A 13,380-nucleotide genomic window follows, 5' to 3' on the forward strand; every position below is an offset into this window, starting at 1 on the left:
CTCTCGTTGACATTCTTGCACCGCGAGTGCAAGTGTACGCGTTGCACGCCGAGTGCAATAAGTTTGGCGGGGGTCCCTCACGTGCCGCCCGCCGCACGAGAAGGGCCGTCCGCCGCCGATGTTCACCACTGTGGGGCGCTGGTGCGCCCGCAGGCCCAAGCGCGTCCTCGCGGCCTGGCTGCTGCTCGCCGCCGCCGCCCTCACCGCCCTCGCCACCTTCGGGCGCGTCACCAGCGAGGCCGTCTCCATCCCCGGCAGCGACAGCCAGGCCGCGAAGGACATCGCCGACCGCGCGTTCCCCGCCCCGGCCTCCGGCAAGCAGCCCGTCCTGCTGCACACCCCCGACGGCGCCGACCCGCTCACCGCCCCCGCCACCACCGCCGCCGTCCGCAGCGCGGCCGCGGCCATCGCGGCCGTGCCGCACGTCGTCGCCGTCACCACGCCCTACGACCCGGCCGGCGCCGGCGCCGTCAGCGCCGACGGCCACACCGCCTACCTCTCGGTCGAACTCGACGTCTCCGGACGGGACGTGACGCCCGCGACGACCGACGCCGTGCTCGCCGCGGCCGCCCCGGCCACCGCCGCCGGCATCGAGGTCACCCCGGGCGGCTACCTGGCCGCCGCCGTCGACAAGGGCGGCACCGGGCGCAGCGAGGCCATCGGCCTCGGCACCGCCCTGGTGATCCTCGCCCTCACCCTCGGCAGCCTCGTCGCCGCCGCCCTGCCGCTGCTCGCCGGCGTGGTCGGCCTCGCCATCGCCCTGCCCGTCCTCGGCCTGGCCGGCCACCTGATGGACGTGCCCGAGGCCGGCGAGACCATCGCCGCCATGATCGGCCTGGGCGTCGGCATCGACTACACCCTCTTCGGCCTCACCCGCTTCCGGGAACTGCGCGCCGCCGGGGTCGGCGTCGAGGACGCCGCCGTGCGCACCACCGCCGGCTCCGGCAAGTCCGTCGCCTTCGCCGGCAGCGCCGTCGTCGCCGCGCTCGCCGGACTGGCCCTGGGCGGCCTGCCGCTGCTGTACGCCCTGGCGCTGGCCCCCGCGATCGCCGTGCTGACGGCGCTGGGCGTGAACCTCACCCTCCTGCCCGCGACCCTCGTCCTGCTCGGGGCCCGCCTGACCCCCCGGCCCGCCGCCCCCGCCCCCGCCGGGCGCCCGCGCGGCTGGGGGAGGATCGCCGCCCTGGTCGCGGCCAGGCCCTGGCCCCTGCTGCTGGCCGGCCTGGCCCTGCTCGGCACCCTCGCCGCCCCGGCCGCCGGCCTCCACCTCGGCCAGCTCGACGCGGGCAGCAAGGCCGCGGGGAGCATGAGCCGCACCGCCTACGACCGGATGGCCGCGGCCTTCGGCCCGGGCGCCAACGGCACGCTCCAGGTCGTCGACGTGCTGCCCGCCCCGGCCGCCGGGGGAGCCGCCGACCCGCGCGCCGCGGCCGTGACCGCCGCGCTGCGCACGGCCGAGGGCGTCGCCGCCGTCAGCCCGCCCGCGCTCGCCGCCGACGGCCGCACCGTCCGCTGGCAGGTCACCCCGACCACCGCCCCCTCCGACCCCGCCACCGCCGCGCTCGTGCGCCGGCTGCGCGCGGACGTGCTGCCCGCCGCCACCGCCGGCAGCGGCCAGGTGGCGCACGTCGGCGGCGCGCCCGCCGCCCAGGCGGACCTCAACGCGCGGATCGCGCAGCGCATGCCGCTGGTCGTCGGCTTCGTCCTGACCGTCGCGGGCCTGCTCCTGCTGCTGGCCTTCCGCGCGCCGGTCGTCGCGGTGAAGGCCGCGGTGATGAACCTGGTCTCCGTCGCCGCCGCCTACGGCGTGCTCACCGCGGTCTTCCAGCACGGCCACGGCGCCCGGCTGATCGGCCTGGACGGCGCCGTGCCGATCCCCGGCTACGTGCCCCTGCTGATGTTCGCCGTGCTCTTCGGCCTGTCGATGGACTACGAGGTGTTCCTGCTCAGCGCCGTGCGGGAGGGCTACCTGCGGGAGCGGGACAACCGCCGCGCCGTGGTGGCCGGCCTCACCGCCACCGGACGGATCATCAGCTCGGCGGCCCTGATCATGGTCGCGGTCTTCCTCAGCTACCTGCTCTCCGACGACCCGGTCGTCAAGATGTTCGGCATCGGCCTGGCGACCGCCGTCGCCCTGGACGCCACCGTGGTGCGCGGCCTGCTGGTCCCTTCCACCATGGTCCTGCTCGGCGACGGGAACTGGTGGCTGCCCCGGTTCCTCGACCGCCTGCTGCCGCACATCGACATCGAGGGCGACGGCCACCACGAGCACCCCGCCGCTGCGCCGGAGGCCCCGTCGACCGCCCCGTCGAGCGCCCCGCCGGCTGCGGCCGACGCCCGGTGAGCACCCCACGGCCTTCCCGTACCCGTACCCGAATCCGTACCCGAATCCGATCCACCCGCCAGGAGCAGTTCCCGATGCACCCGCACCCGCGCCGCCCGTCCGCGCGCACCGCCCTCTCGCTGACCGCCCTCGCCCTGGGCGCCGGAGCCGTCGTCGTCGCGGCGCCCGCCGCCCACGCCGCCCCCGACTGCGGGCGGGCGCCGGTCCAGTACTCCGTCGACGGCGGCGCCCACTGGACGGCCGGCGCGACCATGCCCGCCGAGTCCGCCGTCGTCCAGGTCCGGCTGGCCGGCGTGCCGGCGGCCGGCTGCGACTACCACGTCTCCCTGGGCTCCTACGAGACCCAGGGGCCGACCTGGGCCACCTCGGGCCGGCAGGCCTTCCTCGGCTGGGCGACCGTCACGCTCACCCGCGAGCACTACCGCGACACCCTCGACGTCACCGGCCACCTGCCGCACTGCTACGGCGAGTTGGCCCTCTACACGGTCGGCGAGAAGTACGACGGCAGCGACAGCGACCACCCGCTGCCGCACTACCCGGACGAGCCGTTCTCCGGCCTGGCCGTCGCCACCTGGAACGGCGGCACGGCCTGCACGCCCGAGCCCACCGCCGGCCCGGCGACCCCGACGGCCCCCGCCCCCACCACTGCCGGGCCGACGACTGCCGCCCCGGTGCCGTCCACCCCGACGACCCCCACCCCGACGACCCCCGCCCCGACGACTGCGGCCCCGACGACTGCGGCCCCCGCCCCCGTACCGTCCCCGACCGGACCGGCCACGCCGTCCCGGACCCCGACCCCGACGGCCGCTCCGACGCTGGCCGCCACCGGTCCGGACGACGGCCTGCTGACCGCCGCCGTGGTGGCCGCCGCGCTCCTGGTCGCGGCCGGAGGCGCGGCCGCCTACGCCGCCCGTCGCCGCTGACCCAGCCGCTGACGGCCCGGCAGCGGCGGCGCCGGGGGCCGCCGTACGGCGGCCCCCGCCCGTCGGCTCAGCGGGCGTCGAGCGCGGCGTCGACGGGCTGCCCCGCGGCGGCCTGCTCGACCCGCCGGGCGAGCATCGTCGCCAGCGCCTGGAGCCGGGCCGTGTCCGTCGAGTTCTGCACCATGACGCCCGAGAAGGTGGTGCCCACCCGCATCAGGACCACGTTCCGCGGACTGCCGCCGGACGCGGCGGTGTAGGCGGCGCTCTCGTTGCCGACGGCCGGCACCGAGAGCTTGGTGGCGCCCTTGTCGGCCTTCTTCTCGAACTCGCCCGCGGTGGTCGCCAGGTACGCGCTCGCCTCGGTGGCCGAGCCGAAGGTGATGACCTTGAAGGCGGCCTTGGCGCTGCCGGACTCGAACTCCACGGTGCCGTCGATCATGCAGCCCCGGCAGTCCTCGTCGGTGCCGTCCTCGGTGGAGACCTCGGGCCGGTGGCCCTTCCAGCCGGGCAGGGCCGCGGAGTCCGGCAGGGCGCGCTTCACCGTGTCCTTGTCGGCGAGCACGGTCTTGAAGTCCGCCCACTTCTGCGCACCGGGGGCCAGCTGGTCCGAGAGCGGGCCGGAACCGCAGGCGGTCAGCGCACCCCCCAGCACGACCGATGCGATGCCGATGCCCAACCCCCGTGCGGTGGCGCCGATGTGCGCGGCCATGCCGAACTCCCCGTTCCCAGTCATCAAGATCATCGGATGATATGTCAGATCAAGGGGTGTGCCACAAACTCCCGCTCCGCCCCCGTCCGTCGTACTCTCCGAGCCCGGGGGAGACGACCACAGGGGGAAGCGCATGCTCACCGACACGACGACCGGCGCGGGCAGGGCCGTACTGATCCACGACCGCTGCCCCACCCTCGCCGAACTCACCGACACCGCACGACAGTTGACCGACCGCCGGCCCGACCTGTGCCGGCTGCGCACCGTCGGCGCCTCCCGCGCCGGCCGCCCGCTCACCCTGCTGTCCGTCGGCCGCGCCGAGCGCCCCGGCCGCCCCGGGCGCAACGTCCTGGTCGTCGCGGGCGCCCACGCCGACGAGTTCGCCGGCCGCGCGAGCATCGTCGAACTCGCCCACCGGGTCCTCGCCCGCCCCGCCCTGCGCACCGCCGCGACCTGGAACTTCCTGCTCTGCCTCGACCCCGACGGCGCCCACCTCGCCCGCGGCGCCCTCACCGCCCGCACCCTGCCCGAGTACTTCGCCGGCTACTACCGCCCCGCCGCCGAGGAACAGCCCGAATGGGCCCCGGCGATCGGCGCACGCCTCCCGGAGAGCCGCACCCTGCTCGACCTGATCGACGAACTGCGCCCCACCCTCCAGTTCACCCTGCACAGCATGGACGTCGGCGGCACCTTCCTCCAGGCCACCTGCGACCCGGCCGGCCTCGCCGCCCCGTTCGCCACCTCCGCCGCCGCCCTCGGCATCCCGGTCGAGACCGGCACCTACGACACCTTCTGGCTGCGCGAGTCCGGCCCCGGCGTCTACCTGATGGAACCCCACCACATCGACCGCCAGGAGAGCAGCACCGGCATGCTCGCCCCCCACCCCGCCCGCCGCCCCGACGGCACCGGCGGCGTCCGGGCCTCCACCTGGTTCGCCCCGCAGCGCCACGGCGGCCAGACCGTCATCGTCGAGGTGCCCGCCTGGACCAGCGACCGCCTCGGCGACACCCGCCCGGCCGACGACGCCCCCGAACGCCTGACCGCCAGCGCCGACCGGCTGCGCACCCGCACCGCCCTGCTCGCCGACCTGCTCACCGCCGCCCTGCCCCACCTGCCCGACCAGGACACCGCCCTGCTCCGGGCCGCCCGCACCCCGCTGGCCGCCTCCCGGCAGCTGGCCGACGAATGGGACCCCCGGGCCCTGGGCCGGCGCCTGCTGCGCCCGGGGCTCATGACCCGCGCGAAACTCGCCGGCATCGACCTGTGGGCGCACCGCATCCCGGTGCGCGCCGCCGCCCTGCTGCGCCGCGCCGTCGAGCCCGCCGGAGCCCGCGCCGCCTGCGACACCGCCCGCCTCGACGCCCTCCTGCAGGACTGGTGCGCCCGCTACCAGCGGCGCTTCCGCCCGGCCTGGCTGCCGGTGGCCCGCCAGGCCGAGCACCAGGCCAACATCGTCCAGGCCGCCGTGGAGCTGCGCCACCCGGCCTGACCGCGCCTCAGGTGCGGGGGCCGGGGACCAGTGCGGCGACCAGCCGGCGGATCAGCGCCGGACCGTCCGCCGACCGGCCCCCGTACATCAGCAAGTGGTGGACCGTGCCGGTGAGGGCGAGCGCGAGCATCGCGCAGTCGGCGTCCGCGGGCACCCGCCCCAGGCGCCGCTCGGCCTCCAGGTAGCGGACGAGCGCGCCCTCGGCCACGTCCGGCCCGGGTGCGCCGGCCTCCCAGGCCGTCCGCACCCGCTGCGTGACGCCCTGTCGGGACATCGCCGCCGCCGCGACCGCCGGCCCGCCGGTGCCGAGCATCGCGAGCGCCGCGTCGGCCAGGTTCTCCCGCACCTCGCCCTGCCCCGCCCGCCCGGGCAGCGGGGCGACCTCGGCGGCGACCCGCTCGAAGCGGTCCAGGACGAGCTGGGCCACGAAGTCGTCCAGGTCGGCGAAGTGGTTGTACAGCAGGCCCTTCGCGCAGTCCGCCTCCTCGGTGACGGCACGGTTGGTCAGCCCGGCCGGCCCCTCCCGGGCGAGCACCCGCTCGGCCGCCGCGAACAGCCGCTCCCGCACGTCGGGGATCGCTACGCCGCGTGGTGACATCCAGGTCCTCCGGAACAGGGGCTTGCCCAGTATGGGCGAGTGCCCATACCTTGCTATGGGCACTCGCCCATACTAGTGGTCCGACAGGAGCGAACCCATGCGCACAGCCGTCAACACCGCACAGTCCCAAGCCTGGAACGGCGACGAAGGCCGGCACTGGAGCGACCACCACGACCGCTGGGACGCCGTCAACCAGGGCTTCGACCCCCTGCTGCTCGCCGCCGCCGCGATCGCCCCCGAGGACCGCGTCCTCGACATCGGCTGCGGCGCCGGACACACCACCCGCCGCGCCGCCGCAGCCGCCGCCCGCGGCTCGGCCCTCGGCCTCGACCTCTCCGCCCCGATGCTGGAACGGGCCCGCGCCCTGACCACCGACCGGGACACCGCCCGCATCTCCTTCGAACAGGGCGACGCCCAGATCCACCCCCTGCCCACCGCCGCCTTCGACGTCGCGATCAGCCGTTTCGGGGTCATGTTCTTCGAGGACCCCGCCGCCGCCTTCGCCAACATCGCCCGCGCCCTGCGCCCCGGCGGCCGCCTCGCCTTCGTCTGCGTCGCCGACCCCGCCCGCACCGAATGGGTCCGGGTCCTCGGTGAGGCCCGCGCCGCGCTCCCGCTCCCGCCGCAGAGCACCGCCCCGCCCACCGGCCCCGGCATGTTCTCCCTCGCCGACCCCGCCGTCATCCACCGCGTCCTCGGCGCCGCCGCCCTCACCGACGTCCGCACCGAACCCGTCGAAGCCCACGGACACTTCGGCCGCGACGCGGCCGACGCCGCCGACCACCTCCTCGGCTCCGGCCCCGCCCGCGACCTGGCCGACCAGCTCGACCGGGGCGACGCGGCCCACACCCGCGCCGACGGCACCGAGCGCGTCCGCGCCGCCCTCACCGCCGCCCTCGCCCGCTACGAACGCCCGGACGGCCTGCGGCTGCGCACCGCCGCCTGGCTGGTCACCGCCACCCGCCCCTAGGCCTGCTCGCCCTCGCCCTCGGTGTCGATGTGCGGCAGGATCCGGTCCAGCCAGCGCGGCGTCCACCAGGCCGCCGCGCCCAGCAGGGTCATCACCGCCGGGACGAGCAGCAGCCGCACGATCGTGGCGTCCACCAGCACGCTCACCGACAGGCCCAGCCCCATCATCTTGATCACGATGTTGTCGCTGACGATGAACGCGGCGAAGACGCTGACCATGATCAGCGCCGCGCAGGTGATCACCCGGGCGGTGATCTCCAGGGCGTGGGCCACGGAGTCCTGGGCGCGCCCGGTGCGCAGCCAGGCCTCGTGCACCCGGGAGAGCAGGAAGATCTCGTAGTCCATGCTCAGCCCGAAGACGATCGCGAACATCATCATCGGCACGTAGCTCTCGATCGGGACCTTCCCCGCCACCCCGAGCGCCGGCCCGCCCCAGCCCCACTGGAAGACCGCCACCACCACGCCGTACGAGGCCGCGATCGACAGCAGGTTGAGCACCGCGGCCTTGAGGGCGACCAGCGGGCCGCGGAAGACCGCCAGGATGACCAGGAAGGCCAGGGCGACCACGACCACGATGATCAGCGCCAGCCGGCTCGCGACGATGTCCAGGAAGTCGACCTGGGCCGCGGTGTTGCCGGTGACGTAGGTCTTCGCGCCGGTGCCGGCCACCGCGTCGGGCAGCACGGTGTCCGACAGCCGGTTGACCAGGTCGGTGGTGGCCCGGTCCTGCGGCGCGGTCGCCGGGATGACGGTGTCGAACAGCACCGCGCCGTCCGGGCTGGTCTGCAGCGGGGTGCTGCTGGCGGCGCCGGGCACGCCGGTGAGGGCCTGCTGCACCGAGGACAGCACGGCCGGCCGGGCCTCGGCGGGCACGGCGCTCTGGTCGACGACCACGGTCAGCGGGCCGTTCGAGCCGGGGCCGAAGGCGGCGGACATCAGGTCGTAGGCGCGCCGGTCGGTGAAGTCGGTGGAGTCGGCGCCGTCGTCGATGTGGCCGAGCTGGATGGAGAACAGCGGGATCGACAGCACCGCCAGCACCACCACCCCGGCCGTCAGGAAGCGCCAGGGGTGCGCCTCCACCCGCCGGGCGTAGCGGTGCCAGGTCCCGCCCTCCCCGTCCTCGGTGCCGCCGGCCTCGGCGATCGGGCGGCGCACGCAGAAGCGGTCCATCCGGGGCCCGATCAGTCCCATCAGCGCCGGCAGCAGGGTGAGCGCGCCGAGCACCGCCGACACCACGGTGACGGCCGCCGCGGCGCCGAGCTTGGCGATGAAGGAGATGCCCGACACCGACAGCCCGGACAGCGCGATGATCACCGTGCAGCCGGAGACCAGCACCGCGCGTCCGCTGGTGGCCACCGCCTGCCCGGCGGAGGCCACCGGGTCCACGCCGTCCATCAGGTTCTGCCGGTGACGGGTCAGCAGGAACAGCGCGTAGTCGATGCCCACCCCGATGCCGATCATCGTCGCCAGGGTGGGCGCGACCGTCGCGAAGGTGGACAGCGCCGCGATCAGGCCCAGCACCCCCAGGCCGACCACCGCCGCGAACAGCGCCGTGACCAGCGGCAGCCCGGCCGCGATGAGGCTGCCGAACCCCACCAGCAGCACCACGATCGCCACCGCGAAGCCGATCGCCTCACTGGCGCGGTCGTCCGGCGCCGGCCGGGCCAGCTCGCCCAGCGGCCCGCCGTACTCCACCTGCACCCCGGCCTGGCGCAGCGGCGCCACCGCCGCGTCCACCCCGTCCAGGTAGTCGGTGCCCAGCAGGGCGGGCGTGGTGTCGAAGCGGACGGTGATGTAGCCGGTCTGCCCGTCGGCGGACAGCGGCCCGTTCGGCGGCGCCGGCTGGCCCGGGGGCGGCAGCGGGCTCTGCGCCGAGATGACGTGCGGCAGCTGCTGGAGCGAGGAGACGGCCTGGGAGATCTGCGGCTGGAAGCCGGTCAGCGGCGCGGCGTCGTGCAGCACCACCTGGGAGCTGGTGCCCGCGGCGGCCGGCTCGTGCGCCTGGAGGACGTCGCGGCCCTGCTGGGCCTGGGTGCCGGGCAGTGAGAAGTCGTCGGAGTAGGAGCCGCCGATGGTCTTGTTGGCGGCCTGGATGCCGGCCAGGGCGACGATCCACAGCACGATGACGATCAGTGAGTGGCGTGCGCACCACTCGCCCAGGCGGCGCAGTGCCGCGCGCTTGGTCGGGCTCGCGGCGGCCTGGGGAGCCTGGCGGGCGGACGGCGGCATGGACGGCTCCCGGGTCGGCTGCGCGCTGGTGCGCCGGATCGGCGCAGTGTTCCCGGTGGGCCGTCCGGGTCATCGGTACCGGCGGGTAGTCGCCCCGACGGCCCCGGCCGTCGGTGGGGCGGACGGCCGGGGCGGGGGTGGTCAGGGCGGTGCGGTCAGGGCCGGGCGGGCCCGCCGAGCAGGGGTGTGCGCACGGGGGCGGCGGCGCCGATCAGGACGACGAGTTCGTGGCCGCCGGGGTTGGTCCGGATGGGCACGGTGCGCCAGTTGTTGGCCAGCCAGACGTTTCCGGAGGGGTCGATCTGCAGGCCGGTGTTGCGCTCCAGGCCGTCGCTCGGGTAGCCGGTGTCGGGCGGGGAGATCGGCTGGCCGGTGCGGTGGCCGGGCGGGCAGGCGGCGAGGTCGGTGCCGCACAGCCGGGCGACGCGGTGGCCGCCGAAGTTGGCGACCCAGACGGTGTCGTCCCCGTCGACGGCCACGCCCCAGGGCAGGAACAGGCCGCCGTTGGTGAAGGGTTCGGGGGCCGGGGTGCCGTCGGGCCCGATCAGGGTGACGGAGGCGCCGGGGCGCGGGCCGGTGTCGCCGCCGGTGGCGGCGGTGGCGAGGTCGTCGGCGGTGGTGTCCGCGCAGGGCACCGGCAGGATGCCGCTGTTGCTGACCCAGGTGTAGCCCTTGCTGTCGGTGGCGACGGCGAGCGGGCGGCGCAGGCCGCCGCCGGTGACGGTCCGCTCCACGGTGCCGTCGGGGGCCAGGACCTGGACGCTGTCGTTGCCGTTGCCGCTGACCCACAGCCGTCCGGAGGGGTCGACGGCGGCGCCGAAGGGCTTGCTGAGGGCGGGGGTGGGCACCTCCCGGGCGCGGGTGGCGTCGCCGTCGGGGATCCGGGTCACGCTGTCGCCGCCGCAGTTGGCGACCCAGACGGTGCCGGCGCGGTCGGCGGCCATGCCCTGGGGCTGGGCGATGCCGCCGGCGCGCCGGCCCCGGCGGGGGGAGAGCGGGGTGCCGTCGGGGGCGAACTGCGAGACGCTGCGTTCGAGTTCGGTCGGGTCGACGGTGCAGCCGTGGCCCTGGAAGCCGAAGTTGCCGATCCAGGCGCTGCCCCGTGCGTCGACGGTGACGCCGAAGCCCGCGCCGTACAGGCCGCCGCCGCGGTAGGGCGCGCCGGGGGCGTCGTGGCCGGTGGGGGTGAACTTGAGCACGGTGCGGCCGCCGCAGACCGGGACGGTGGGGTCGGCGTCGTACTCGTAGTTGTTGGTGACCCAGGCGTTGCCGTCGGCGTCGAAGGCGAGGTTGCCGGGGCCGTCGAGTTCGTGGCCGTTGCCGTCGTAGCGCAGGGCGACGGTCCAGGCGTCGGGGGCGGCGGGCAGGGCGGGCCGGTAGGTGGGGGTGGTGGCGGCGAGGGCGAAGAGGTCGGCGGCGTTGTGGCCGGGGTCGTGGGCGATGTCGACGGCGGCGCGCAGGGTGTCGTGCGGCCGGTCGTGGCCGGGGCGGCGGGCGAGGTCGAACAGCTGGTCGCAGGCGCCGCCGGTGACGCACGCGGCGAGCAGGTCGGCCAGGGTGTTGAACTCGGCCATGGTGGAGGTGAGGGCGCCGTTGGGCGGGGTGGCGAGCGGGGCGGCGATGTCGCCGGTGGCGGTGTCGGCCAGGTTGTGGGCGACGGCGGCGGCGTTCTGCAGGCCGGGGTGGGGGCCGGAGACGCCGGCCGGGCCGGTGAAGCGGGCCAGGGCGTAGGCGACGGCGACGGTGGTGCGCTCGTTGACGACGAGTTCGGGCGGGGCGTCGGCCCCGCTGAGCACGGCGGCGAGGGTCACGGGCCCGTCCGGCGGCGTCCCGTGCGGCGCGGTGCGGTCCTGGAGGCGGCCGAGGTCGGCGAGCACGTAGAGCACGGCGCGCGGGTCGTGCGGGCGGCGGTAGTCGAGGGTGAAGCGCCCGTCCTGGGCGCTGCGGGTGCGGGCCAGCACCCGCGGTGCGGCGCCCTCGCCGTCCCCGGCCTGGTAGAGCGTCACCTCGGCGCCGCCGAGCGGGGTGTCGCCGCTGCGGACCACCCCGCACTGGTCGGCGGGCTCCCACCCGGCGGGGGCGGGGGCCGTCGCGTGGGAGGGGCCGGCGGCGAGTTGGGCCAGGAGGGCGGCGGTCAGCAGGACGCCGTGGCGTCGGCGCATGGGGGCTCCGTTCGGTCGCGGGGGCGCGGCGGCCCCCGCCCACCGGGGGGCGGGGGCCGCCGTCGTCCTCCTGCCTGCCACATCCGCGGGCCGCCCGCGTGCGACCGGCCGGGGGCGCGGCGGAAATTGCCCGGTACGGGCGAGGCGCCGGTGCCGGGGCGTCAGCCGAGCCGGGTCAGGGCGTCGGCGGCGAAGGAGTGGTCCTGTTCGGGGGCGCCGCCGCCGACGCCGATGGCGCCGATCAGGCGGCCGTCGCGGCGCACGGGGATGCCGCCGGCGATGAACAGCAGGGGGCGGTCCAGCGCGGTGGACAGCGAGTGGAACGGGCCGTCGGGCTTGACCAGGTCGACCAGGTCGGCGGTCGGGGCGTCCAGCTGGAGGGCGGTGTAGGCCTTGCGGGTGCTGGTCTCGCCGGCGATCAGCACGGCGCGGTCGTCGCGGCGGAAGGCGAGCAGGTGCCCGCCCGCGTCCAGGACGGTGATGCCGACCGCGACCCCGGCCGCGTCGGCGGCGGCGCGGGCGGCGGCGACGAGGGTCTCGGCGTCGGTGACGGTCAGCGGGGCGACGGCGGTGGTGGTGCTCATGACGGTGCGTTCTCCGGGGGAAGGGGGAGGGGAGGGGCGGTCAGTGGTGGACGGGAACGGGGGCCGCGGCGGTGGCGGGGGCCTGCGGCGCGGGGGCGCGGCGCTCCAGGGCGGCGGACCAGAAGGCGAGGACGAGCGCGGCGGCGGCGAGGGCGGCGCCGACCCAGTTCGGGGCGGTGTAGCCGAGTCCGGCGGAGATGACGATCCCGCCGAGCCAGGCGGCCAGCGCGTTGCCGAGGTTGAACGCCCCGATGTTGACGGCCGAGGCCAGGGTGGGCGCGCCGTGGGCCTGGTCCAGGACCCGCTTCTGCAGCGGGGGGACGGTGGCGAAGCCGAGGGCGCCGACGAGCAGGACGGTGACGGCGGCGAGGACCTTGCTGTGCGCGGTGAGGGTGAACAGCGCCAGCACGACCGCCAGGCCGCCGAGGGTGGTGTAGAGCATCGGCATCAGCCTGCGGTCGGCGAACCTGCCGCCGAGCAGGTTGCCGAGGAACATGCCGACGCCGAGCAGCACCAGCAGCCAGGTGACCGCGCCCTCGGAGTAGCCGGCGACTCCGGTCATCATCGGCGCGATGTAGGTGATCGCGGCGAAGACGCCGCCGAAGCCGAGCACGGTCATCGCCATCGCGAGCAGCACCTGGGGGTTGCGGAAGGCGGTCAGCTCGCGGCGCAGGTGGGCGCCCTCGGGGCGGGGCATGGCGGGCACCAGTTTGGCGATGCCGAGCAGGCCGAGCACGCCGAGCCCGGCGACGATGCCGAAGGTGGCGCGCCAGCCGACGGCCTGACCGACGAAGGTGCCCGCCGGCACGCCGACGATGTTGGCGACGGTCAGCCCGGTGAACATGGTGGCGATGGCGCCGGCCTTCTTCTGGGGGGCGACCAGGTCGGCGGCGACGACGGAGCCGATGCCGAAGAAGGCGCCGTGGGCCAGCGAGGTGACGATGCGCCCGGCCAGCATCAGCGGGAAGGTCGGCGCGACCGCGGAGAGCAGGTTGCCGACGACGAACAGGCCCATCAGCAGCATCAGCATCGTCTTGCGGTTGATCCTGGTGCCGAGCACCGTCATCAGCGGTGCGCCGATGACGACGCCGAGGGCGTAGCCGGTGACCAGCAGGCCCGCGCCGGGGATGGAGACACCGTAGTCGTCGGCGATCAGGGGCAGCAGGCCCATGATCACGAACTCGGTGGTCCCGATCCCGAACGCGCCGATGGCGAGGGCGAGGAGAGCGAGAGGCATGGCCGTCCCTTCTGAGATTGCTTGAACGGGCGCCTAGCGTGCTTTCACAATAGTTGCAGACGCGCGATAAGTGCAAGCGAAGGTATCGGGCATGCGCCGTAGGGTCGGCGGAGGTGTCCGTAGGGTGCGGGTGGGG

Annotated in this window: 10 protein-coding genes; 4 read left to right on the plus strand and 6 right to left on the minus strand. The window is 75.9% G+C overall.

All coding sequences use genetic code 11. The features are described from left to right. The first annotated feature begins 118 nt into the window (after nt 1–118). Both ACZ7KX_RS33900 and ACZ7KX_RS33905 read left to right on the plus strand, forming a co-directional pair. The gene (locus tag ACZ7KX_RS33900) at nt 119–2,344 is read left to right on the plus strand and encodes an MMPL family transporter (RefSeq protein WP_470329830.1); all 2,226 of its coding nucleotides are present in this window, start codon (nt 119–121) and stop codon (nt 2,342–2,344) included. 74 nt (nt 2,345–2,418) lie between these two features. Beyond that, nucleotides 2,419–3,267, plus strand: coding sequence for a hypothetical protein (locus tag ACZ7KX_RS33905; protein WP_470329831.1), 849 nt, complete (start codon nt 2,419–2,421; stop codon nt 3,265–3,267). Between the two features lie 67 nt (nt 3,268–3,334). On the opposite strand, the gene ACZ7KX_RS33910 is transcribed toward ACZ7KX_RS33905, so the two are convergent. Next, nucleotides 3,335–4,000 (minus strand): hypothetical protein, encoded by a 666-nt coding sequence (locus ACZ7KX_RS33910; RefSeq protein WP_470329832.1) that lies wholly within the window; start codon nt 3,998–4,000, stop codon nt 3,335–3,337. Between the two features lie 109 nt (nt 4,001–4,109). On the opposite strand from ACZ7KX_RS33910, the gene ACZ7KX_RS33915 reads away from it, so the two are divergent. Then, on the plus strand, nt 4,110–5,465 hold the full coding sequence (locus ACZ7KX_RS33915; protein WP_470329833.1) for a M14 family zinc carboxypeptidase: 1,356 nt from the start codon (nt 4,110–4,112) through the stop codon (nt 5,463–5,465). A 7-nt stretch (nt 5,466–5,472) separates the two neighbouring features. Here ACZ7KX_RS33915 and ACZ7KX_RS33920 read toward each other — a convergent pair whose 3' ends face one another. Beyond that, nucleotides 5,473–6,063: a TetR/AcrR family transcriptional regulator gene (locus ACZ7KX_RS33920; protein ID WP_470329834.1), complete on the minus strand. Its 591-nt coding sequence runs from the start codon at nt 6,061–6,063 to the stop codon at nt 5,473–5,475. Nucleotides 6,064–6,160: 97 nt separating this feature from the next. Here ACZ7KX_RS33920 and ACZ7KX_RS33925 point away from each other — a divergent pair, with 97 nt between their 5' ends. Next, nucleotides 6,161–7,033, plus strand: a complete 873-nt coding sequence (locus ACZ7KX_RS33925; protein WP_470329835.1) for a class I SAM-dependent methyltransferase — start codon at nt 6,161–6,163, stop codon at nt 7,031–7,033. Here the strand turns inward: ACZ7KX_RS33925 and ACZ7KX_RS33930 are convergent. The 4 genes from ACZ7KX_RS33930 to ACZ7KX_RS33945 all read right to left on the minus strand — a co-directional run bounded on the left by ACZ7KX_RS33930 (nt 7,030) and on the right by ACZ7KX_RS33945 (nt 13,244). Beyond that, the gene (locus ACZ7KX_RS33930; protein WP_470329836.1) at nt 7,030–9,261 is read right to left on the minus strand and encodes an MMPL family transporter; all 2,232 of its coding nucleotides are present in this window, start codon (nt 9,259–9,261) and stop codon (nt 7,030–7,032) included. The genes ACZ7KX_RS33925 and ACZ7KX_RS33930 overlap by 4 nt on opposite strands. A 155-nt stretch (nt 9,262–9,416) precedes the next feature. Beyond that, nucleotides 9,417–11,423 (minus strand): NHL repeat-containing protein, encoded by a 2,007-nt coding sequence (locus tag ACZ7KX_RS33935; protein ID WP_470329837.1) that lies wholly within the window; start codon nt 11,421–11,423, stop codon nt 9,417–9,419. A 161-nt stretch (nt 11,424–11,584) separates the two neighbouring features. Continuing rightward, complete coding sequence (locus ACZ7KX_RS33940) at nt 11,585–12,007, minus strand: GlcG/HbpS family heme-binding protein (protein ID WP_470329838.1); 423 nt, start codon at nt 12,005–12,007, stop codon at nt 11,585–11,587. A 40-nt stretch (nt 12,008–12,047) separates the two neighbouring features. Further along, nucleotides 12,048–13,244 (minus strand): MFS transporter, encoded by a 1,197-nt coding sequence (locus ACZ7KX_RS33945; protein WP_470329839.1) that lies wholly within the window; start codon nt 13,242–13,244, stop codon nt 12,048–12,050. Nucleotides 13,245–13,380 lie beyond the last annotated feature (136 nt).

It is taken from the genome of Kitasatospora sp. NPDC038210, from assembly GCF_055600605.1.